This window comes from Elusimicrobiota bacterium (genome assembly GCA_041660925.1).
Taxonomy (GTDB): Bacteria; Elusimicrobiota; Elusimicrobia; order UBA1565; family UBA1565; genus JBAZUV01.
This window is the reverse complement of record JBAZVI010000010.1, coordinates 47,798-69,017: the sequence shown is the minus strand read 5'-3', so window position 1 is coordinate 69,017 and position 21,220 is coordinate 47,798. Positions and strand designations below refer to the sequence as shown.

At 71.1% G+C, this 21,220-nt stretch carries 17 protein-coding genes and 1 pseudogene; 4 read left to right on the top strand and 14 right to left on the bottom strand.

Features of this window, described 5'->3' with window-relative positions; genetic code table 11:
* Positions 1 to 444: 444 nt before the first annotated feature.
* Positions 445 to 1,506 (bottom strand): annotated as a pseudogene (locus WC969_13550) (DEAD/DEAH box helicase).
* Positions 1,507 to 1,994: 488 nt separating this feature from the next.
* Here WC969_13550 and WC969_13545 point away from each other — a divergent pair.
* On the top strand, positions 1,995 to 3,314 hold the full coding sequence (locus WC969_13545; protein MFA6030877.1) for an RDD family protein: 1,320 nt from the start codon (positions 1,995 to 1,997) through the stop codon (positions 3,312 to 3,314).
* A 446-nt stretch (positions 3,315 to 3,760) separates the two neighbouring features.
* Here the strand turns inward: WC969_13545 and WC969_13540 are convergent, their stop codons facing one another.
* The 12 genes from WC969_13540 to WC969_13485 all read right to left on the bottom strand — a co-directional run bounded on the left by WC969_13540 (position 3,761) and on the right by WC969_13485 (position 18,122).
* A complete protein-coding gene (locus WC969_13540; protein ID MFA6030876.1) occupies positions 3,761 to 5,875 on the bottom strand; it encodes a type II/IV secretion system protein in 2,115 nt (704 codons plus the stop codon).
* 88 nt (positions 5,876 to 5,963) lie between these two features.
* A complete protein-coding gene (gene glgP, locus WC969_13535; protein ID MFA6030875.1) occupies positions 5,964 to 8,144 on the bottom strand; it encodes an alpha-glucan family phosphorylase in 2,181 nt (726 codons plus the stop codon).
* A 168-nt stretch (positions 8,145 to 8,312) separates the two neighbouring features.
* Positions 8,313 to 9,263, bottom strand: coding sequence for a radical SAM protein (locus tag WC969_13530; GenBank protein ID MFA6030874.1), 951 nt, complete (start codon positions 9,261 to 9,263; stop codon positions 8,313 to 8,315).
* A complete protein-coding gene (locus tag WC969_13525) occupies positions 9,260 to 10,246 on the bottom strand; it encodes a hypothetical protein (GenBank protein MFA6030873.1) in 987 nt (328 codons plus the stop codon). Before WC969_13525 ends, WC969_13530 begins: the two co-directional genes overlap by 4 nt.
* Positions 10,243 to 11,427 (bottom strand): hypothetical protein, encoded by a 1,185-nt coding sequence (locus tag WC969_13520; GenBank protein ID MFA6030872.1) that lies wholly within the window; start codon positions 11,425 to 11,427, stop codon positions 10,243 to 10,245. The genes WC969_13525 and WC969_13520 overlap by 4 nt, the downstream gene beginning before the upstream one ends.
* Positions 11,424 to 12,395 carry a hypothetical protein gene (locus WC969_13515; GenBank protein ID MFA6030871.1) on the bottom strand — a complete coding sequence of 324 codons (972 nt, stop codon included), beginning with the start codon at positions 12,393 to 12,395 and terminating at the stop codon, positions 11,424 to 11,426. The genes WC969_13520 and WC969_13515 overlap by 4 nt, the downstream gene beginning before the upstream one ends.
* A complete protein-coding gene (locus WC969_13510) occupies positions 12,392 to 13,297 on the bottom strand; it encodes a radical SAM protein (protein MFA6030870.1) in 906 nt (301 codons plus the stop codon). The genes WC969_13515 and WC969_13510 overlap by 4 nt, the downstream gene beginning before the upstream one ends.
* Complete coding sequence (locus WC969_13505; GenBank protein MFA6030869.1) at positions 13,290 to 14,219, bottom strand: hypothetical protein; 930 nt, start codon at positions 14,217 to 14,219, stop codon at positions 13,290 to 13,292. The genes WC969_13510 and WC969_13505 overlap by 8 nt, the downstream gene beginning before the upstream one ends.
* On the bottom strand, positions 14,216 to 15,127 hold the full coding sequence (locus WC969_13500) for a radical SAM protein (protein ID MFA6030868.1): 912 nt from the start codon (positions 15,125 to 15,127) through the stop codon (positions 14,216 to 14,218). Before WC969_13500 ends, WC969_13505 begins: the two co-directional genes overlap by 4 nt.
* Entirely contained in the window at positions 15,124 to 15,966 is an 843-nt protein-coding gene (locus WC969_13495; protein MFA6030867.1) for a polysaccharide deacetylase family protein, read from the bottom strand. The genes WC969_13500 and WC969_13495 overlap by 4 nt, the downstream gene beginning before the upstream one ends.
* Positions 15,963 to 16,988 (bottom strand): radical SAM protein, encoded by a 1,026-nt coding sequence (locus WC969_13490; protein MFA6030866.1) that lies wholly within the window; start codon positions 16,986 to 16,988, stop codon positions 15,963 to 15,965. The genes WC969_13495 and WC969_13490 overlap by 4 nt, the downstream gene beginning before the upstream one ends.
* A 63-nt stretch (positions 16,989 to 17,051) precedes the next feature.
* Complete coding sequence (locus tag WC969_13485) at positions 17,052 to 18,122, bottom strand: radical SAM protein (GenBank protein ID MFA6030865.1); 1,071 nt, start codon at positions 18,120 to 18,122, stop codon at positions 17,052 to 17,054.
* Between the two features lie 88 nt (positions 18,123 to 18,210).
* On the opposite strand from WC969_13485, the gene WC969_13480 reads away from it, so the two are divergent.
* A complete protein-coding gene (locus tag WC969_13480) occupies positions 18,211 to 18,936 on the top strand; it encodes an SDR family oxidoreductase (protein MFA6030864.1) in 726 nt (241 codons plus the stop codon).
* On the opposite strand, the gene WC969_13475 is transcribed toward WC969_13480, so the two are convergent.
* The gene (locus WC969_13475; GenBank protein MFA6030863.1) at positions 18,925 to 19,260 is read right to left on the bottom strand and encodes a response regulator; all 336 of its coding nucleotides are present in this window, start codon (positions 19,258 to 19,260) and stop codon (positions 18,925 to 18,927) included. The two genes, WC969_13480 and WC969_13475, sit on opposite strands and share 12 nt — an antisense overlap.
* 401 nt (positions 19,261 to 19,661) lie before the next feature.
* On the opposite strand from WC969_13475, the gene WC969_13470 reads away from it, so the two are divergent.
* Together WC969_13470 and WC969_13465 are read left to right on the top strand one after the other, a co-directional pair.
* A complete protein-coding gene (locus tag WC969_13470; GenBank protein ID MFA6030862.1) occupies positions 19,662 to 20,006 on the top strand; it encodes a helix-turn-helix transcriptional regulator in 345 nt (114 codons plus the stop codon).
* 109 nt (positions 20,007 to 20,115) lie between these two features.
* Positions 20,116 to 21,189, top strand: a complete 1,074-nt coding sequence (locus tag WC969_13465) for a radical SAM protein (protein ID MFA6030861.1) — start codon at positions 20,116 to 20,118, stop codon at positions 21,187 to 21,189.
* Positions 21,190 to 21,220: the final 31 nt, after the last annotated feature.

The following is a 21,220-nucleotide window of genomic DNA, read 5'->3' as shown; positions in this document are numbered from 1 at the left end:
CGTCCCCAGCAGCTGCGCCTCGCGCGCGAGCGCGGCCTCGAGCTCCGCCGGGGCCGCCCCGCCGAGGACGACGCGGTACTCCTCGCGCCGGTAGTCGACGAGCCAGTCGACGGCCGCCCCGCCCTCGAGCAGCCGCTGAAGAGCGCGCTCGACGAGCGGCCGGTGCTGCCCCGGCAGACGCAGCCGCCGCGGCCCCGCGCGGAAGGGCTCCCCGAGCCGCTCGAGGAGCTCGCGCACGTCGTCGAGCTCGCGGTCCGCTCCCCGGAACCCGCCCAGATGCAGGCGCAGCAGGCGCAGGACGTCGTCGTCCCGCGCGGGATCGGCCGCCTCCACCTCCGCCCGCAAACGCGCATGCGGGAACGCCGGGTCGAGCCAGCGCCGCGCGCGCCGCTCCCCGTCCACGCGGAAGAGCACCCAGGCCTCGGGGACGCGCCCGTCGCGCCCGGCCCGCGCGGCCTCCTGCCGGAAGGCCTCGGGCGAGGAGGGCAGCCCGTAGTGCACGGTGCGCCGCACGCCCGGCCGGTCCACTCCCAGGCCGAACGCCTTCGTCGCGACGAGCAGCGCCTCCTCGCCCGAGCCGAAGGCGGCGGACGCCGCGCGCAGCTCCGCGCGCCAGGCCGGAACCTCGACGCCGGCCGGCGGACGCCCGTGGTAGAGGAGCGGCGCGAAGCCCTCCGCGCGCAGGGCGCCCGCGACGCCGGCGGCGCCGTGCGCTCCGAGCGCGTGGGGGCAGAAGACGATCCCCCCTCCGCCCCCGCCCAGGATGGCGCGCAGCCGCGCGGGCTTCTCGTCCTCGCGGCAGCGCAGGATGCGCACGCGCGGGAGGGCGGCGCCGGGACCGGCCGCTTCGACGACGCTCCCCGGAGCCATCGCCAGCCGGCGCAGGACGTCGGCGCGCACGGGCGCGGGAGCGGTCGCGCTGAGAGCGGCCAGCGGCGGGCGCTCGCCGAGTGCGGCGGCGATGCGCAGGTAGGGGACGCGGAAGTCGTGCCCCCACTCCGAGACGCAGTGCGCCTCGTCGACGGCCGCCAGCGCGAGGCCCGGGCCGGCCGCGACGCGCGCGAGGACGCGGCGGAAGCCCGGCGTCTGCAGGCGCTCGGGGGAGACGAAGAAGAAGGAGCAGTCGCCGCGCAGCAGCCGCGCGAGCGCGCGCGCCCCCTCCGGCGAGCCGCTGGACTCCCCGGTGAGGGCCTCGGCGGAGTCGATGCCGGCTCCGGCGAGCGTCCTCAGCTGGTCCTCTATGAGCGCGAGGGTGGGCTCGAGGACGAGCGCGGCGCCCGGCCGCAGCAGGCCCGCGAGCTGGTAGACCAGCGACTTCCCTCCGCCGGCCGGCAGCACCGCGAAGACGTCCTCTCCCCTCAGCAGGCGGGAGACCGCCTCGGCCTGCCCGGGCCGGAAGGCGGGCTTCCCGAAGACGAGCCAGAGCAGGTACTCGAGGTCGGCGCGCTCCGGCGCCGCGGCGCGGGCGCGGCCCGGAGGAGCCGTCCACCCCCGCAGCGAACTCATCCGAAGCCCCGAGCTCAGCCGAAGGGCCGTCACCGCCCTCTCCGGGCCCTCCTCCTCGAGCGGGACCCTATAGAGTCGGCAGAGCTCCCTGAGCAGGCGGCGCAGGCCGTCGAGCGCCTCCTGAGCCTCCCGGGCGCGCTGCGCGCGCGGCCCCTCTCCCGGCGCGCCCCAGACCCGCCAGCGCGGCAGCGACGAGAGCGGCAGGCCCGCAAGGTCGGCGCTCGCGAGCAGCGCGAGCTCGAGCCGGCGCCGGCGCGGAGCGCGGCGCGAGCGCGTCAGGAGCTTGCGCGCGACCGCGAGGGCCGCGCACTCCGCCCCTCCCCGGAGGATCCGTCCGTCCGTCTCCGCCGCTCCCATGCAGAGGTTACGATCGAGGAGCGATAAAGTTCCCGGTGCCGTCCGCTATTCGGATCCCTCCCTCGAAGAGGGAGGGGAGCTAGGCACCGGGCGCCCGAAACTAAGTAAGATTCCCCTTAAGAGAGGCCTCCATGTCCCAGCCCGTCACCCGCCACCTCACCATCCTCCTCACCGACATCAAGGGCTTCACCGACAAGACCTCCCGGCGCAGCCGTTCGGACATCCAGGCCCTCCTCGACAAGCACCGTGAGCTCGTGCTCCCGACCCTCGAGGGGCGCGGCGGACGACTCATCAAAACGATCGGCGACGCCTTCCTCATGGTCTTCGAGAGCCCCACCGACGCCGTCCTCGCGGGAATCGCCGTCCAGGAGGTCCTCTCCAAGCACAACGCCGAGATCCCCGAGGACGACCGCATCGAGGTGCGCATCGCCATCAACGCCGGCGAGGTCAACCTCGCCGAAAACGACGTCTTCGGCGAGCCGGTCAACATCACCGCCCGCATCGAGAGCATCGCCAAGGCCGGCGAGGTCTTCTTCACCGAAGCCGTCTACCTCGCCATGAACAAGACCGAGGTGCCCTCCAGCGAGGTCGGCCTCCTCCAGCTCAAGGGGATCCCCGAGAAGGTCCGCGTCTACAAGGTGCGCAAGGAGAGCCCGGTCGGCAGCGGCGAGAGCCTCCCGCGTCCCGCCGGCTTCTTCAGCGCCCTGCGCGGCGCTCCCGCGGGGCCCGAGCCGAAGGCCTACCCCGTCCCCTCCGGAGCCTCCGGGCGCCCTCCTCTGTGGCGCCGGGGCGTCGCCGTCCTCATCGACCTCGTCCTCGTGGGCATGCTCGTGGGCATCCTCACCGGCGGCGAGAGCGAGCGGGTGCATGTCGGCTACAAAGCCCCGAAGGACGACCCCCTCGCGCAGCTCGCCGAAGGGCGGACCGTCATCGGCGAGGACGGCACGAAGGTCCAGCTCGGCAAGGACGGTCTGCACGTCGAGGGCGACGACGGCACGAAGGTCACGCTGGGCAAGGGCGGCATCCGGGTCGACGCGAAGAACGCGAAGGTCGCGCTCGACAAGACGGGCGTTCAGGTCGACGCACATCGGTCGAAGCGCGCGGACGAGGACGACGAGGACTCCACGACGCTCTACGACGAGGACGGCGTCTCGGTGCGCACGGAGCGCCGCAGGAAGAACGTCGCCTTCCCCCTCTTCTGGCTCCTCTATTCGACGCTCTTCCTCGGCCTCTGGAAGGCCACCCCGGGCAAGCGCGTGCTCAAGCTCGAGGTCGCCCGCATGGACGGCGCCGCCTTCGACTGGAAGGACGCCTTCGTACGCTCCCTCTTCTCCCTCATCTCCGGCTACGCGGTGATGTTCGGCTACCTCTGGGCGCTCTGGGAGCGCGACCGCCGCGGCTGGCACGACCTCTGGGCCGGCACCGTCGTGCGGGGCAGGGAATCCGCGTAGCGGATTCCCTGAGAGTTAGGGAATCCCCTCCGCCCCCCCTCCCCACTCCCGCTGCCTCCATGTCCCGGCGCGGCAGGCGGCGGATAGGGCAGGGTGGAGGGAATCTTCGACAACAGAAATCCCCCCTCCCCCTTCCCCCTCCCGCAGGAAGGGGAGCAGAGCACCTAAAATAACCTGGGGTGGCCTTGGAAGCCCCGAGATAGGGTCGAGACCGCGACGGGATGCCGGGGGCATAGCCGCAGCGCTATGTACCCGGCGGCCCAACAATGGTATCGGCCCTATATCGGGGCTTCCCTTCGGGCGGGGCCGATTTCGACCCGCCTGCGTTGTTGCCGCGACGCGTACATACCTTCGGGTATGCCCGCGCCGCGGACGCCGCGCATTCGGGCCAAACTCGGCCCCGCCAAGGCCGCCCCAGGCTATTTTAGGTGCTCTTAGGAAAACGGCTATTTCTCTAAGCGCCGAAAGATCCCGCGGATGCGGGCGAGGATGATGGGCGGCTTCGTCGGCTTGACGATGTAGTCGTCGGCGCCGAGCGCGAGGGCCGTCTCCTGGCTGCGGTCGTCGGTCTCGGCGGTCATCACGATGATGGGCAGGTCGCCGCGGCCGAGGTTCTCGCGCACGCTGCGGATGACGCCGAAGCCGTCGAGGTTCGGCATGTTGAGGTCGCAGACGAGCAGGTCCGGCTGCCAGGCCGCGACGCGCTCGAGGGCCTTCACTCCGTCGACGGCCTCCTCGACCTCGTAGCCCTCCTTGACGAGGACCTGCCGCATGATCACGCGCACGACCGCATCGTCGTCGGCGACGAGCACGCGCTTCTTGAGGGACGGCACCGGAGCGGACTCCGCCGGCGCCTTCGCTTCAGAAGGCCGCGACGCTTCAAGACCGAGGAACGGCAGCGCCTCCACGACGGAGGTGTCGCCGCCGGCGACATGCCAGGCGGCGTCGCGGCTCAAAGGCGAGAGCATCCCCGAATTCAGCGCTTCCTGACGCAGCGCCCCCTCGCTCATCCCGACGGAGATCTTCTCACGCATCCCGGCGTCGACCTCGAAGAGTTCGAGGAGCGGCAGGCGTCCCTTATAACCGGAGAAATCGCACTTGAGGCAGCCCTTCGCCTCCATGAAGGCGGGCGCGATCTTCCACTTCTCCATGAGCGCTCGCAGGTCCGCGTCGAGCTTCGACGGGTCGCCCTTCGTCCGGCAGTCGGGACAGAGCCGGCGCACGAGGCGCTGGGCGAGCACCCCGACGAGGCCCGAGGCGATCTTGAAGCGCTCGGCGCCCATGTCCGCGAGGCGCGGGACGGCGCCGACGGCGTCGTTGGTGTGCAGCGAGGAGAGGACGACGTGCCCGGTCAGCGCCGCCTGCAGCGCGATGTCGGCCGTCTCATGGTCGCGGACCTCGCCGACGAGGATGATGTCGGGGTCCTGGCGCAGCACGGAGCGCAGGATGCCGGCGAAGGTCAGGCCGCGCTTCTCGTTGACCTGGACCTGGTTGATCCCCTCGAGCCGGTACTCGACGGGGTCCTCGACCGTCACGATGTTCGTGTCGCCCGTCTTCATGGAGCTGAGGATGGAGTAGAGCGTCGTGGTCTTGCCCGAGCCGGTCGGGCCGGTCACGAAGAGGAGGCCTTGAGGCAGTGCGAGCAGCTTCTTGAGGCGCTCGATGAGGTCGGGCCGCAGACCCAGCTTCCCGAGCGGGACCTCGGCCGTGCGCCGGTCGAGGACGCGCAGCACGACCTTCTCGCCCCAGGTCGTCGGCAGAGTCGAGACGCGCAGGCCGATGTCGACGCCGCCCACGCGCAGCTTGGCCCGCCCGTCCTGGGGCTGCTGGTGTTCGGCCACGTCGAGGTTCGCCATGATCTTGATGCGCGAGACCACGGCCCCGGCGGCGAGGACGCGCGGGAGCGTCAGCACCGTCTTCAGGATCCCGTCGACGCGCATGCGCACGACGCTCGAGGTCTCTTCGTGCTCGACGTGGATGTCGGAAGCGCCCATGCGCACGGCGCGGGCGATGAGGGAGTCGACGAGCCGGATGACCGGGGACTCCGCCCCGGCGGCCGCCTGGACCGCGTCGACGACCTCGACCTTGTCCTTCTCCTCGACCCGCTTGAGCAGCTCGAAGACGACGGAATCTCCTTTATAGACCCCGTCGATGAGCGCGAGCAGCCGCTCGGGCAGGACATAGAGGGCGCGCGGCTGACGCCCGCAGACCGCCTGCACGTCCTGCAGCAGGTCCATGTCGATGGGGGCGCAGGTCAGGACCTCGATGGAGTCGCCGTGAGCGCGATAGGGCAGGACCGTCCGGGCCCGACAGACCTTCTCGGGGATGAGCCCGAGCGCCATCTTGTCGATCTCTCCCGGGCCGGGGTCGGCGGAATCGACGCAATGCACCGACTGAACGGCCTTCAGGAGCTCGTCGGGAGAGGCGCGCCCCGCCTCGATGATCAGGTGGGCCAGCCAGGGCTTGCCGCTCTCGCGCATGCACTCGAGCTCCTTCCCGTTCATCCCGGGAAGGGTCAGGGCCGCGCGAACGAGCCACTCGTCCTTGAAGCGGTGGGGCAAGCGTCTCCTTGCGGATCAGGTCCGGCCATTCCCCCTTCCCCTCCCCCTTCCCGCGGGAAGGGGAGTTAAGGAAGGAAAGGAGTCCCAATCAGGTCGGGGTCGGCGGCTCCATGCGCTCGGACGCGCCGACGGCGGCGGTCTCGCGCGCTTCCTGCTGGGTCGGTCCCGGGAAGTAGAGCTGGTCCACGTAGTCCTTGACCATGCGGTCGGAGCAGTAGACCGGCGCCACGGTGGCGATGGACTCCTTCATCACCCGGCACCAGCCCACGGCCACGTCGTTGGCCGCGCGGTCGTAGTACAGCGGGACGATCTTCTCTTCGAGCAGCGAGTAGATGGCCTTCGCGTCCGCCTCGTCGTGCTCGGTCGGCGGGAGCTCGGAGTTGTCCGGCGGGGCCCAGCCGTTCTCGCGGTTGTAGGCCTCCTCCCACCAGCCGTCGAGGATGCTGAGGCTGGGGACGCCGTTGGCCGCGGCCTTCTGGCCGCTCGTGCCGCAGGCCTCGAGCGGGAAGAGCGGGTTGTTGAGCCACAGGTCGCAGCCCTGCACGAAGTAGCGCGCCTTGTGCATGTCGTAGTCCTCGATGAAGGCGATGTGCCCACCGAGTTCCGGGTCGCGCGCGAGCTGATAGACCTGCGAGATGAGCTTCTTGCCGTTCTCGTCGGCCGGGTGGGACTTGCCCGCGAAGATGATCTGCACGGGCCGCCAGGGGTCGAGCAGGAGCTTCTTGAGCCGGTCCATATCCCGGAAGATGAGCGTCGCGCGCTTGTAGCCGGCGAAGCGCCGCGCGAAGCCGATGGTCAGCGCCTCAGGGTCGAGCAGCGCCCCGCCCGCGATGACCTGCGAGTTGTCGAGCCGGTCCTTCATCCAGCGGGCGCGCACGACGTCGCGGACCAGGTTGATGGTCTCGCGCTTGTTGCGCATGTGCACCGTCCAGAGCTCCTCGTCGGGGATGGAGTGCACCTTGCGCCAGAGGCGCCGGTCGTCCTGGTGCTCGCGCCAGCCCGGGACGTACTGGTCGTAGAGCGTGCACATGGACTGCTTGACCCAGGTCGGCAGGTGGACGCCGTTGGTCACGTGCCCGAGCGGGACCTCGTCGACGGACTTGTTCGGCCAGAGCGGCTGCCACATCTGGCGGCAGACCATGCCGTTGCGGCGGCTGACGCCGTTGCGGCGGCCGGAGAGGCGCAGCGCGAGCGCGGTCATGTTCCAGCCGTCCCCGCCCCCGGGCGCGCGGCCCAGGCGAAGGAACTCCTCGCTGTCGAGCTTGAGCGCTTCCCAGTAGCTGCGGAAGTACTCGGAGACGAGGTCCTCGGGGAAGACGTCGTGGCCGGCCGGGACCGGGGTATGGGTCGTGAAGACGGTGGTCTCGGCGACCTCGCGGCGGGCCTCCTCGAAGTTCTTGCCCTGCATCACCAGCTCGTGGATGCGCTCGAGCATGAGGAAGGCCGCGTGGCCCTCGTTGGCGTGGAAGACCTTCGCCTCGAGGCCGAGCGCGCGCAGGATGCGCACGCCGCCGATGCCGAGCACGATCTCCTGGCGCAGGCGCATGATGCGGTCGCCGCCGTAAAGCCGGCTCGAGATGTCGCGGTCGCCGACGTCGTTGCCCTCGACGTTGGTGTCCATCAGATAGAGGGGCACGCGCCCGACCTGCACCTTCCAGACGCCGATGTGCAGCGGCCAGGTGCCCAGGTTCAGGCGCAGGATGCAGCGGCTGCCGTCGGGCATCTGCGCCGGCGAGACCGGCGAGGTGTCCCAGTCGAGGAAGTCGTAGTAGTTCTGCTGCCAGCCCTCGATGCCGATGCGCTGCTGGACGTAGCCCTGCGGATACATGAAGCCCACGCCGACGAGCGGCACGCCGAGGTCGGAGGCGGACTTGCAGTGGTCGCCGGCCAGCACGCCCAGGCCGCCCGAGTAGATGGGCAGCGAGTTGTGCACGCCGAACTCGGCCGAGAAGTAGGCCACGGAGTCCTTGTTCCCGGGGTGCGCGCCCGAGAACCAGGTCTTCTTGGGCGCCATGTACTTGTCGAAGTCGATGAGGACGGCGTCGTACCACTGCAGGAACGTCGGGTCTTTCGCGACGGCCTCGAGCCGCTCCTTGCGGCACAGCGAGAGCAGCTTCACCGGGTTGTGGTTCGTGTTGCGCCAGAGGGTGCGGTCGATGTACTTGAAAAGTCCGCGGGCCGGGGGGTTCCAGCTCCACCAGAGGTTCTGAGCGATGTCCTTGAGGCGGGCCACCCGTGCGGGGATGTTGCTGATGCGCGTCTCGTCCATGAGGTTTACTCCTCCAAGATAGGGCCGGAGCCCTGTTTACGAGGTCTCATGATATAAATTTTGGAGGCCTCCGGGGGCCTTTCTCCGACGGGAAGACTCGCTTTTCAGCGAAAAAACAATAAAACGCGTTTTCAGCCGCGTGAGCGGGAGCCAAACGCAAAATGAGCGTTATATTTGCTTTTTAGCGCGCTTGGACTTCAAGACCGGGTGGAGTTCGGCGTCACCGTAGCGGCGCAGGTACTCGGTCCAGATGCCCTCGCATTCCTTGTATAGAGCGCAGGGGCGGCAGCGCGGAGGCTTGCGCCGGGCGATCCGGGCCCGGGAGGAGCTCACGTCCTCGTTGCGGAAATCCGGCGCCCAGTGCCGGGTGTGGAAGAGGCGGCGCTCGACCCGCTCGCTGACCTGCTCCTCCCAGCCCTGGAAGTGGCAGAGCGGGACGTAGCGGACCAGCCACTCCCGGTACCCGGCCCGGCGGCCGACCTCGAGCGCCGAGCGCATGCGCGGGGCCGCCCGGGAGATGCGCGGGACGAGGCGCGCGAAGTCGTCGTGGGCCCCTCCGTAGGTGGGGTCGACGAAGATGTACTCCACGAACTCGACGCCCAGGCGCGCGTAGAGTCGGGCGATCGCCGGCACCCGCGCGAGGTTCCCTTTATAGACCGTGGTGTTGCCGTGGATGCGACTGAAGCCGAGCCGACGCAGGTTCGCGATGCCCGCGAGGAGCTGGCGGAAGCTTCCCGGGCTGCGCGTCGCCCGGTCGTGGACCGCCGCGGTGTCGCCGTGCAGGGAGAACATCACGTCGGTGAGCCCCGCGCGCACGGCCGCCCCGGCGAAGGAGCGCAGCGCGAAGGCCCGCCCGTTGGTCGCGGTGACGATCTTCGGGATGCCGAGCCGGCGGGCGGTGCGTACGAGCTGGAGGAAGTCCGGCCGGATGGGCGCCTCGCCGCCGATGAGCTCGAGATAGCCGGCCCCCTCGCGGGCGGCGCGGTAGACGTCCCGGAGCACCTCCTTCGTCCCGCGCGCGGGGAGGTCCCGCTTGCAGGCGTCGATGCAGAAGACGCAGCGGTTGTTGCAGCGGTAGTCGGTGAAGACGACGACCTTCTTGACCCGCGCGGCGCTCATGCGACGCACCCCTGGGTCCCGCGGAAGTCGAGCCAGAGCGGCGGCTCCGGCCGCGCGACCGCCTTGCCGCCGACGACGAGCGCCCCGGCGCGGAGTTCGAAGCCCCCTGCGCGTGTCAGCCGCGTCCGCAGCCCCGGGGAGAGCAGCGAGCGCGGAGCGCGCAGCTTCCCGGCCCGGACACGCAGGGCCCCGGCGGGGCCCCGGCGCGAGCGCGCGTCCTCGAAGACCGCGAACTCGTACTTCCCGAAGTGGAGCACGGGCCGCGCCAGCCCCTCGCGGATGCGCCGCGCCCAGTCCGGCGCGTAGCGGCGCATGAGGCCGTAGACGACGCCGGCCTTATAGAGGCTCTCCTCGCAGCGGTAGGTGCACGGATGCCAGGAGACGGCGTTGAGCGAGGGCAGCATGAGGCCGCGGTTGAGGGCGATGAAGCGCTCGTAGCGCCGCTTGTCCTGAGCGCGGGCGGCCGTCGAGAGCAGCGAGAAGTGGTTGAACACGTCGTTGAGCAGGAAGGGGAGCGGCCCTCCCGCGGGGGTGGCCTCGGCGGTCGCGCGCACCAGGTCGGCGCTCGCCGCGCCGGCGTCGCGCTCGTCGCGCCAGCGCAGGTAGGCGCGCACGCAGCATTCCGGGTAGCCGAGCCAGCAGCCCCAGTCGAAGTTGTTGCGCAAAGACGCGCTCGGTCCCCGCGGCCCGCCGGCCGGGGGCGCGAGCAGTCCCCGCCAGCAGCGCGCCGCCGCCGCGAGGTCCCCCGCGCGGCGTCCCACGAGGAACATGGCCTTCTTCTGGAAGTGGAAATGCTTCCCGGACGGCCGCTCCGGCTTGAGCCAGCGCAGCCCCAGCGCCCGGCAGAGGTCGCGGATGTAGACCTCCTCCGAAGGCAGCACGTCCGTATAAAGGACGGGCTTGACCCCCGCGAGCACCCCGAAGAGGTCGCAGAGGTGCGGGTCCTGCGGCCGCAGAGGGACCTTGGCCAGCTCGGTCTTCACGCGCCCCCCAGCAGCCGCCGCAGCGGCCCGATCAGGTCCCCGCCCAGCAGGAGGGTGAGCGCCGAGCCGACGACGATCCAGAGCCCGAAGGGCTCCCCCTCGCTGACCTCGACGCGCGCGTCCTTCACCGGATGGGTCGCCATCCACTGGCGCAGCGCCGCGGCCTGCTCCTCGGTGACCCCCTCCACGAAGAGGGGCTCGAAGTGCTCGGCGAAGAAGTCCTCGTCGGAGCGAAGGATGTCGAGCTGACGCGGGGTGAGCACCATCCCCGGCCGCAGGTCCTCGGGCATGATCCAGCGCGTCGCGCGCCCCTCGAGGATGGCGGAGATGACGACGCGGCCGAGGAAGAAGAAGAGGCTGAACTCGAGCATCCGCACGAGCGAGAGTCCCAGCACGCCCAGCAGGCGCGGCTCGCGCAGCCACGCGGAGAGCAGGTAGACGGCGAGCAGGACGAGCGAGGCCCGGGCCGCGCGGCGGTCGCGCAGCCAGACGGAGGCGCGCTCCCAGAGGAAGAAGAGGAGGAAATAGAGGAGCGTGGGGCGGCGCAGCACGCGGGCGAGCCCGCCGCTCATCGCCTCCGAGAGCAGCGCCTGGACGAGGAAGATGGCGGCGAGGTTGACGGCGTACGCCGGGACCTGCTTGAGCGTCTCCGGCGCCGCCGCGCGCCATGCGGCGAAGGCCTTCCCCGCGCGGAAGAGCAGCGAGGTCCCGTCGGAGGGCGCCGTCGCCCGGTGCCGCAGCCCGGCCGTGAAGAGCACGACGGCCGCGGGGATGAAGATGTTGACGAGGATGCCGAGGAAGAGGGAGTGCGGGAAGAGGCGCAGGTCCGGGCGGAGCAGCGGCAGCAGGGCCGCGCAGGCCATGAAGAGCTTCGCGTCGCCGGCCGGCCAGACCCCGCCCACCCAGAGCGTGAGCCCGCCGACCACGCAGAGCGAGAGGTGCCGGGCGAAGTCCCCGTAGAAGTTCCAGAGGAGGAAGCGCTCGACGCGCCCGGCGTTGCCCAGCCCCGTGAGCGCGAGCTCCCAGGCGAGCAGAGCCCCGCAGAGGGCGAAGCCCTGGAGCACCCTCCGGTTGGGGATGCGCTTGGTCGCGAGGTCCTCGCGCGCGGCGCGCCAGCCCCAGAGGAGGAAGAGGACGGCGGCGGCGGCGCGGACCCCCGCGTCGAGCGCGGCGTCCTTCAATCGGCCCCCTGCAGGCCGCGGAAGTCCAGCCAGTACGCCGGCTCCGAGAGCGGGACCTTCTTCCCCGCCACGCTCAGCCGGCCGCCCTTCAGGGTGAAGCCGCCGGCGCGCACGAGCCGCGAGGCGAAGGCCGCCGAGAGCAGCGAGCGCGGCTCCGCGACCTCGCCGACCTCGACCTCGAGGCCGCCGGAGGAGGTCCGGCGCGCGCGCGCCGTCGAGAACACCGCGAACTCGTACTTGCCCAGACAGAGCATCGGCCGCGCGAGCTTCTCGCGCATCGCGTCCGCCCACGCCGGGAAGTAGTGGCGCATGAGCCCGTAGACGACGCCGGCCCGGTAGAGGCTCTCCTTGCAGCGATACTGGCAGGGGTGCCAGGAGATCGCGTTGTAGACGGCGAGCCCCTTGTCGCGGTTGAGCCGCATGAAGCGGCGGTAGCGCTCGACGTCGCGGGCGCCGGCGCCGATGAGGGAGAAGTAGTTGAAGACGTTGTTGAGGAGGAAGGGGAGCGGCCCTCCGAGGGGCGTCTCCTCCGCGATGGCTCCCACCAGGTGCCCGCCGCGGCGGCCGCAGCCGCTGCCCGTGCGCCAGCGCAGGTAGGCCTTCACGCAGCACTCGGGGTAGCCGAGCAGTACGCCCCAGTCGATGTTGGCCTTCGCCGAGACCTTCGCGTCGCGCTCGTTGAGCCCGCGCCAGCTCTCCTCGGCGGCGCGGAGGTCCTCGTCCCGGCGCCCCATGAGCACCATCGTCTTGCGCTGCGCATGGAACTGCCGGCCCTTCTCGCGCTCGGGCAGGCGGTAGCGGAGGCTGAAGACGCGGCAGAGGTCCTGGATGTAGCGCTCGTCGCGGGGGACGATGTCGGTGTAGAGCACCGGCTTCACGCCGGCGAGCACCCCCATGAGGTCGCAGAGGTGCGGGTCGTAGTCGCGCAGCTCGAGCTTCTTCGCGGCGAGTCGCAGGGCCTTCTTCATGCTTCTCCTCTCTTCAAGGCGGAAAGCTCCCCGTCGCCGTGGAGCGCCTCGTACCACTTCATCAGTCCCAAGCAGCGGCTCTTCGCCGGGCAGCGCCGGCAGACCGGCGGATAGACGCGGTCGGAGCGCGGCAGGGTCACGCGGGCGTTCGGCCGCAGCTCCGCCGCAAGCACGCAGAGCGGGAAATGGTAGAGCTCCAGGCGCGGGAAGGCGGCCAGGAGGCCCCGCTGCTTCGCGAGGACGCGCGCGACGCGGGAGAGCGGGACGAAGAGGCGCCGGAGGTTCTTCTCCGACTGCCCCTCCACCTCGAAGTAGATGAGCGTGAGCCGGTACGCCGAGGGGTCGCCGAAGCCCCGGCGCAGGAAGCGGAGCAGGGCGGGGAGGCCGGCCAGGGTCTTCGCGTGCAGGATGACGCGGACCTCGACCTCCTGGCCGCGGCCGCGCAGCTCGAGGAGGTTGCGCAGGCCCGCCGCGGTCTGCGCGAAGCTCCCGCGCACCCGGGTCACCGCGTCGTGGGCGCGCGCGGTCGCCGCGTGCAGCGCGACCGCCGTCAGCAGCGGCCGTCCCGCGCGTCGCAGGAACTCGGCGGTGAAGTCGCGGTAGCAGAAGCGCCGGCCGTTGCTGAGCACGCGCAGCTCGCGCGAGCCGGCGCGGCGCCGGAAGAAGGCCATGAGCTCGAGGACCTGCGGGTGCAGCGTCGGCTCCCCGCCCGTGAGCAGGAAGTAGTCGTCGAGCCGGGTGTTCTTGAAGTAGACGTCGAACTCCCCGGAGAGGTAGCGCTCGAGCTTCTCGCGCTGGCGCGCCAGCGTGTAGCTCTTCCCCGCCGCCTCGAAGAACTCGTCGGGGTTCGTGCACATCACGCAGTTGTTGTTGCAGCGGTGCCAGAGGGCGATGTCAGGCATCCGTTCCCTCCGAGAAGTCGAGCAGCAGCGGGGCCCCGGCCAGCCGGCGGCCTCCCGCGCGCACGGCGCCGCGGGAGACGGAAAGCTCCCCGCCGGCCAGGCGCCGCCGCAGGGCGGCCGGGAGCGGGGCCCGCGGAGCGCCGACCGAAGAGAAGCGGACCTCGCGGGCGCCGCGCTCCCCGCGCGAGAAGCGGGCGCCGTCGAGCGCCGCGAAGGCGAAGCGGTCGAAGTAGAGCACGGGCCGGCTCAGGAACGCTCTCAGCGCCCGGGCGTCGCCCGGGAAGAAGCGCTTCATGAGCGAGAAGACGGCCCGCGCGGAGCGCAGGCTCGGCGCGCAGCGGTAGGAGCAGGGGTGCCAGGAGACGACGCCCCGCTCCAGCGTCCCTTCCCCCCGGTTCTCGCGCGCGAGGCGCGCGTAGAGCTTGTCCTCCCCCCTCTGCGCGCGCAGCGGGGTGGAGGCGAAGGTGAAGAGGTCGTTGAGGAGGAAGGGCAGGGGATCGTCGGCCCGCGGGGTGCGGTCCGCGAGGGCGCGCACGAGGTCCTCCTCCTTCTTCCCCGGCCGCGGCGCCCAGCGCAGATAGGCGCGCACGCAGCACTCCGGATAGCCGAGCAGGCGCCCGAGCGCGCGGTTGCTGTCGGGGATGCGGGGCAGCGCCCAGGCGCGCAGGCCCGCCTTGAGGACGCCCTCCCGGCGGGAGACGAAGACGATGCGCGCGCCGTCCTGGAAGGCCGTCCCCCGGTCCGGGCGCATGAGCGGTCGCGCCTGGCGCAGGGAGAGCCGCCGGCAGAGCGCGTCCCAGCGCGGCGCCTCCTCCTCGCGCACGCTCGCGTGGAGCATGGGCTTGACCCCGGCGAGCACGCCGAGCAGGTCGCAGCAGCGCGGATCCTCGGGCTTGAGCAGCGAGAGGAGTCCCAGGCTCATCGCGCGCGCCCCCTCACCGGGACGAACTCGTCCCAGCCGTGGATCTCCGGGTACTCCTTCCAGGGGCCCTCGCAGACCGGGTCCCAGCGGCAGCGTCGGCACTCGGCTCGCTTGGCCTTGCCGTGCGCCTGCCGATAGGCGCGGAAGCTCTTGAGCGTCTCCTCGGCGTCCACGACGGGGCCGTCGGGGATGATGCGTTCGGCGACGCACGCCTCATAGCCCTTCATCAGGCAGTAGGGGATGGCCTCGGTGTAGCAGCGGACCCCGGCGCGCAGGCCGACGTCGAGCCCCTTGCGGACGAAGGGCATGGCGTCGCTCTTGCGCGGGACGATCCAGCTCCGGTTCTCCCAGGCCCGCCCGACGATGTGGATGAAGGCGAACTGGTACTGGCGCACGCCGAGACCCACGAGCAGGCGGGCCAGCGCGGGGAGCTTGCGGTAGTTGCTCGAGGTCACGACGCTGTTGGTGATGACGGAGAGCCCGCAGGCGACGGCGTTGCGGATGCCCTGCACGGTCTGCCTGAAGCTGCCGGGGGCGCGCGTGAGGCCGTCGTGCGTCTTCGCGTCGGGACCGTGCAGCGCCGGCGAGAACTCGGTCGCGCCCGCGGCCTTGAGGCGCCGGCAGAAGTCGGGGTAGGCGGCGCTGCGTCCGTTGGTCTGGATCTGGATGCCGCGAAATCCCAGCGTCCGGGCCGCGGCGACGGCGTCGAGGAGCCCGCGGTGCAGCGTGGGCTCGCCGCCGGTGAACACGACCCCGTCGATGCCCTCGCGGCGCGCGCGGCGCAGGTCGGCGAGGATGCGCGGCAGGGGCCGGTCGGGGAAGCGGTCGCGCTTGTCTCCCTGCACGCAGAAGTGGCAGAGGTTGTTGCACTGGAAGCCGACCTTGATGTCGACGCGGCGCGCGCTCATAGCCCGAGGCACTCCCTCACGGGAGAGAAAGGGAAGGCCTCGAGCAGGGCCTCGAGCTTGCCGCGCACGCCCGCGACGTTCCCGTACTGGACCCAGCGCTTCCACGCCGGCAGGCCCTCGGGCGCCGGGCCCTCGAGCTCCCAGCTGTGCGCGAAGGCGTGGACCGGCCGGCCGGCGGCGCGCAGGGCGCGCAGACGCTCGAGGATGAAGCCGGTGGGCGCGCAGCGCAGGAAGGTCCCGCCGGCGAAAGGGAGGTTCGCCCCGAGGAGGCGGAAGGTCGAGGGCGGGAACTCGAGGAGGCCGCCGGGGAGCGTCCGCGGGAAGCGCTCGGCGTCGGGCCGGAAGCCGAGAGGGTAGAGGCTCGAGTCGTAGCGCAGCCCGAGCCGCGGGAGCAGCGCCGCGGCCAGCGCCTTGTGCCGGCCCAGCGACCAGGTGGGCGCGCGGTAGCCGACGACCTCGGCGCCGGAGACCCGGCGCAGGGCTTCGACGGAGCGGCGCACGTCCTCCTCGAACTCGGCGGCGCCCATGCGGTGGACGAGGCGGTGGCGCCAGCCGTGGCTGGCGAGTTCGTGCCCGCGCGCGGCGACGAGGAGCACGGTCTCCGGGTACTTCTCGACGAGCGCGCCGACGAAGAAGAAGGTGGCTTTCACGCCGCGGCGCTCGAGGAGGGCGAGGAGCCCGGAGACGCTCTCCGGCAGGCGGGTGCGCGCTCCGTCGTCGCGCGGCCCGCCCTCGAAGAGCACCGTCTGGCACCATTCCTCGACGTCGACGCTCAGCGCGCAGGCCGCGTTCCCGCGCCCGGCCTCCGGCCGGGTCCGGGCGGGGGCCTCCGCGTTCACGCGCGCTCCCCTTGTTCGCGTCCGCAGCGCGCGCACATGGGAAGGCAGCCTCCCATGCCGCGCAGGGCCTCGCGGAAGCGGCGGTAGCGCGCGCCTTCCCAGGACGCGCGCCACGCGGCGCCCTTCCCGCTCCCCATCGGCAGGGCCAATGGCTGGCAGGTGAGCACCTCTCCGGCGGGAGACAGCCACAGGCTGCCCCACTGCGCCGGACAGCCGCCGCGGCGCTCGGAGGGGAGCTTCGGGTCGTACCAGCGCAGGATGCCGGAGTCGTCGAGATCCGGGTAGAAGGCGACGTCGCGGCGCCCGAGCGAGCTGATGCGCGCGACCTGCTCGCAGACGACGCGCGGGTCGATGCCCTTGGCGCGGCCCTCCGAAGGGCGCAGGGAGACCTTCCCCGCCTTGCAGTCGCGCACGGCCTTCGCGCTGAGCGTCAGCGCTCCGCGCGTGCAGTACTCGAGGTGGCCGAAGGAGATCCCGTCGGGCTTGAGCGCGACGAGCGAGCGGGCGAGGCGGTGGAGGACGCGGTGGTTGCCCGGGTGGATCGTGCAGCGGACGACGGCGCGCGTCTCGGTGCCCGCGCGCGCGCGCAGCATGCAGCGCAGGCCGACGATGGCCTTGTCGTAGGAGCCCCTGCGGCGCGTGTAATGGTCATGGATCGACCGGTCGCCGTGCAGGGAGACCGCGACCTCGTCGACCCCCGCCTCGACGAGCCGGACGGCGGTCTTCTCGTCGAGGAGGGTGCCGTTGGTGCTCAGCACGGCGCGGTGCCCGCGGCTCTTGATGTACTCGATGAGGGCGGGCAGGTCGCGGCGCAGCAGCGGCTCTCCCCCCGTCAGAAGGAAGGTGCGGGGACGACCCGCGAAGGCGTCGACGAGCGCCTTCCAGCGCGGGAGCGTCAGCTCCCCCCGGCCGCGCTTGAGCGCGGGGTTGTCGGGCAGGAAGCAGAAGCGGCAGGACTGGTTGCAGCGGTACGTGAGGTCCAGGGCGATCTCGACCGGCTCAGCGGCGGCGTCTCTACGCACGAGCGCCTCCCAAGGGTTTCGGAACGGCCACGACGCGCCGCGGCGGGACGGCCGCCGGGCGCTTCACTCCCCGCGCGCTCCGCACCCGCCGGCGGCGCGGAGCTTCTCCCCGTAGCGCTCCATGAAGCGCGGATCGTTCATGGGGCAGTCGAAGTGCTCCTGATGGCTCGCGAAGAGCTCCGAGCGCCACATCCGGTGCACGACCTTCTCGAGCGGCTCCTCGCGGATGTTGCCGAAGGTCAGCGGCATGTAGCAGCAGGCCATCACGTCGCCGTAGGCGGAGACGTCGAACTTGTTGCGGATCATCGAGTTGCACCAGAAAGGGACCTCGGCGCTGTTGAGGAACTCGGTCTCCCAGCAGACCCAGTCCGGGTCGAGCAGCGAGCGCAGCTCCTTGAGCTCCGCCCCGGAGAGTCCGATGCCCTCGCGGCCGATCCACTTGCCCGTCTGGATCGCCGAGAGGATGCGGACCCGCGCGCCGATGGAGCGCGCCAGCGCGATGGAGCGCCGCAGGGTCCCGTCGGCGAGGTTCTCGCGGGTCGCGTAGAGCGACATGAAGCAGGGCACGCCGTGGCGCACGCAGGCCCGCAGGGCCTCGAGGGCCTTCTCGAAGGTGCCGGCCACCCCGCGCAGGCGGTCGTGCGTCGCCGCGTCGGGGCTGTCGATGCTCACGCGCAGGAGGTCGATGCCGGCGCCCTGGAGCTCGAGGACCATCGCCTCGTCGAGGCGCAGCCCGTTGGAGTCGAGCGAGGCGAAGAGCCCCTTCGCCTTCGCGTGGCGCACGTAGTCGACGATGCCGGGGGCGACGAGCGGCTCTCCGCCGAAGAAGTGGATGCCGGAGGCCCCCAGGCGCGCGAGATCGTCGATGAAGGCGCGGACCTCCTCGGGGGTCAGCTCGCGCTGCGCGTCCTTGCGGAAGAGGCCCGCGCCGCAGTGCACGCAGCTGCACTGGCAGCGGTAGGTCACCGAGAAGACCGCGGTCGCGCCGAAGAGCGGCGAGAAGAGGCGGAGAAGCCCGAGGATATGCCGGAAATAGAGGCGCAGGAGGAAGACGAAGACGGGGTGGCCGTAGAACCGCCGGAAGACGCGGCGCAGGGCGTAGGAGGCGCGATGGATGGGATGGACGCTCGTCATCTCGGCGGCGGGGCGGGCCCGCGTGTGTTGATTATGCCATTTCGCGCGCGCGCGCGCGCATAGGGATACGTATTGCTACAATCCCTACATGACTTCCGAACGCACCGCGGTCGTGGTCGGCGCGAGCTCCGGCATGGGGCGGGGGCTCTCCGAGCTCCTCCTCGCCGAGGGCTGGACCGTGGGCGTCTGCGCCCGCCGCCGCGAGCGCCTCGAGGAGCTCCGGGCCGCGCACGGCGCGCGTGCCGTGCCCTGCGTCCTCGACCTCGCCCGACCGGACGAGGCGCGCGCCGCGCTCGAATCCCTGCTCGACGGGCTCGGCGGGTGCTCGCTCTTCGTGATCGCCGCCGGGCATACCGCGCACGACCCCGAGCTCGATTGGGAGCTCGAGCGCGAGGAACTCGCGGTCAACGTGCTCGGCTTCACCGCGGCCGCGAACCTCGCCTGGCGCCGCTTCGTCGAGGCCGGGGGCGGCCACCTCGCCGCGCTCACCACCGTCTCCGTCGGCCGCGGGGACCCCGAGGCCCCCGCCTACGCCGCCTCCAAGACCTACATGTCGCTCTATCTGCGCGGCCTGCGCCGACGCGCCAAGGAGAGCGGCTTCCCCATCACCGTCACCGAGGTGCGCCCCGCCTTCGTGCGCACCGAGCTCTCCGAGCGCATCCGCCCTTGGGGCATGGTGAAGGTCCCGCCGCGCGTGACCCCGCTCGACGAGGCCTGCCGCGCCCTGCGCTCCGGCCTCTCCCGGGGAGAGAGCGTCGTCTACGTCCCGGGCTGGTGGGGTCCGCTCGCCTGGGCCGCCTCTCTATTGGACTAGCTGCGCGAGGTCTTCCAGCGCGAAGGGCTTGCGAAGGAAGACGCGGAAGCCCGCGCGGACCGCGCGCTCCTCGTTCTCCGGGTCCCCGCTCATGATGACGCAGCGCATGGACGGACAGAGTTCCCGGAGCTTCCGGCAGAACTCGATGCCGTCCTCCCTCCCCACGTTCACGTCGCAGAGCGCCAGGTCCGGCGGCGTCTGCGCGCACAGCCGATGGAGGGAATCGCAGTCCGGCGCCCCCCTCGTCTCCCAGCCCAGCCGTACGAGCATCCGCGAGGCGAGGCAGAGCTGGGCGGGATCGTCGTCGAGCACATAGGCGAGCATACCCCCAGGATAGCATGATTGTCCTGTTCGGTCAATACTACAGGGTTTTTTCGTTCACACCCTTTGGAATCTGTCCCCTGCCCCCTGTTTGCTATAGAATCACGCCCTGGAGTCCGTCCGAGTAATAGCGTGTTCTCCGGTCGCGCGCTGTTGGAGCGAGCCGAGGAGAGAGGAGCGCGGCGATGCAGGGCATCGTAAGCGACGAACGACGAAGGCGCAGCCCGATAGCGCGCGACCCGCTCCTCCTACGAGGAGATGGGGCGGAGCGGGAGGCCCCATCCCGGTCGTGCGCCGCGTTGCTCCTCGCTCACATAGCGGCGCTATGCTCGCTCGTCGCGCCTTGCGCACGACTCAGGCTGAGGGCCTCCGGGGAATACGCTATTACTCGGACGGACTCCTAAATGAGCGGCGTCTATGACGGGATCGGCCGACGGGTGAGAGGCGAGCGCCACCGGCGCGGCTGGACCCAGGAAGAGCTGGGGGAGCGCGCCGGGATGCACCCCTCTTATATCGGGCAGATCGAGCGCGGGACGAAGAAGATCAGCCTCGCCGCGCTCCAGCGCCTGGCCAAGGCCCTCGCCGTGCGCATGGGCGCGCTCCTCGACGACCCCTTGCCGAACCCTTCCGCCGACGACGACTGGAGCTCGAAAGTCGGCGGCCTGCTCCGCGACCGGACCCCCTCGGAGCGCGGACTCCTGTACTCCACCCTTAAGCATCTGTCCCGCCAGATGCGCCGCAAACGTTGACCTGGGAAATCCGGCGCCCTGACGAAAGTCCTCGGTCTTTGCGCCGGATTTTTCAGGCCGCGTAAATAAGCGGTTCCTGACGACGGGAATGGTATTATAGGCGTAAGCCATGAGCATCAAGTCCGCCGCCCTCGACGCGGTCAACTCGCTGACCTTCTGGTTCAAGCGCAAGCCCCTCGACTACTACCGCCGCGCCGCCTTCATGCGCCTCGTGCGCGCCTATTTCTCCCACGTCGTGCCCGCCGTGCGCCGCTTCCTGCCGCTCTACGGCGCCGCGGCGGTCATCCTCCTGACCTACCGCTGCCAGTGCCGCTGCCGCCACTGCGGCATCGACTTCTACAAGAAGGAGAAGGACAAGGAGCTCTCGCACGCGGAGCTCCTCAAGCTCATCGAGGACCTCGGAGCGCTGGCCTGCCAGGAGGTCCACCTCTTCGGCGGCGAGCCGCTCATCTACCCCGACCTGCCCGCGCTCGTGCGCCACACCCGCAAGAACAGCATGAAGTCCACGCTGGACACCAACGGGCTCCTGCTCGACGAGCCCATGCTCCTCTCCCTCAAGGAGGCGGGCATCGACCAGATCGGCGTCAGCTTGGACAGCCCCATCCCGGAGAAGCACGACGAGATCCGCGCCATGCCCGGCCTCTTCGCGAAGGCGGTGGAGGGCGTCCGGCTCTGCGTCCGCCACGGCATCCCCTGCTACATCTCCACGGTCGCCACGAAGGAGAACCTCCGCAACGACGAGATGCGCGACATGCTCCGGCTCGCGGAGTCGCTGGGGACCAAGGTCCGCATCCTCGCGCCCATCCGCAGCGGCAAGTGGTGGGACCGCAAGGACATCCCCCTCACGATGGAGGAGCTCGGGCTCCTGCACTCGCTGCTGAGCAAGGAGCGCGCGTTCCGCAGCGCCGACTACCTCAGCTCCCCCGACATCCCCTACCTGTGCGGCGCGAAGCTGCGCAACCAGTTCGCCATCTCCGCCTACGGGGATGTCATGCCCTGCTGCTACCTCCCCCTCAGCTTCGGCAACGTGCGCACGGAGGCGCTCAAGCCCATCGTGCGGCGCCTGTGGGCCGCGAAGCTCTTCCCGGGCCACACGACCAGCCACGACTGCCCGCTCAACGACGAGTGCATGCACGAGCACTACGCCGACCGGATCAAGGCCCAGTCCCACATAGCCATCTAGGAGCGTGTCCCGACGATGACGCTGCGACCCT

What these genes read in the sequence shown, in the direction of transcription:
- WC969_13545 (MFA6030877.1), top strand. Translation starts at nt 1,995, where the DNA reads ATGTCCCAGCCCGTCACCCGCCACCTCACCATCCTCCTCACCGACATC.
- glgP (MFA6030875.1), bottom strand. Translation starts at nt 8,144, where the DNA reads ATGGACGAGACGCGCATCAGCAACATCCCCGCACGGGTGGCCCGCCTC.
- WC969_13530 (MFA6030874.1), bottom strand. Translation starts at nt 9,263, where the DNA reads ATGAGCGCCGCGCGGGTCAAGAAGGTCGTCGTCTTCACCGACTACCGC.
- WC969_13515 (MFA6030871.1), bottom strand. Translation starts at nt 12,395, where the DNA reads ATGAAGAAGGCCCTGCGACTCGCCGCGAAGAAGCTCGAGCTGCGCGAC.
- WC969_13510 (MFA6030870.1), bottom strand. Translation starts at nt 13,297, where the DNA reads ATGCCTGACATCGCCCTCTGGCACCGCTGCAACAACAACTGCGTGATG.
- WC969_13505 (MFA6030869.1), bottom strand. Translation starts at nt 14,219, where the DNA reads ATGAGCCTGGGACTCCTCTCGCTGCTCAAGCCCGAGGATCCGCGCTGC.
- WC969_13500 (MFA6030868.1), bottom strand. Translation starts at nt 15,127, where the DNA reads ATGAGCGCGCGCCGCGTCGACATCAAGGTCGGCTTCCAGTGCAACAAC.
- WC969_13485 (MFA6030865.1), bottom strand. Translation starts at nt 18,122, where the DNA reads ATGACGAGCGTCCATCCCATCCATCGCGCCTCCTACGCCCTGCGCCGC.
- WC969_13480 (MFA6030864.1), top strand. Translation starts at nt 18,211, where the DNA reads ATGACTTCCGAACGCACCGCGGTCGTGGTCGGCGCGAGCTCCGGCATG.
- WC969_13475 (MFA6030863.1), bottom strand. Translation starts at nt 19,260, where the DNA reads ATGCTCGCCTATGTGCTCGACGACGATCCCGCCCAGCTCTGCCTCGCC.
- WC969_13470 (MFA6030862.1), top strand. Translation starts at nt 19,662, where the DNA reads ATGAGCGGCGTCTATGACGGGATCGGCCGACGGGTGAGAGGCGAGCGC.
- WC969_13465 (MFA6030861.1), top strand. Translation starts at nt 20,116, where the DNA reads ATGAGCATCAAGTCCGCCGCCCTCGACGCGGTCAACTCGCTGACCTTC.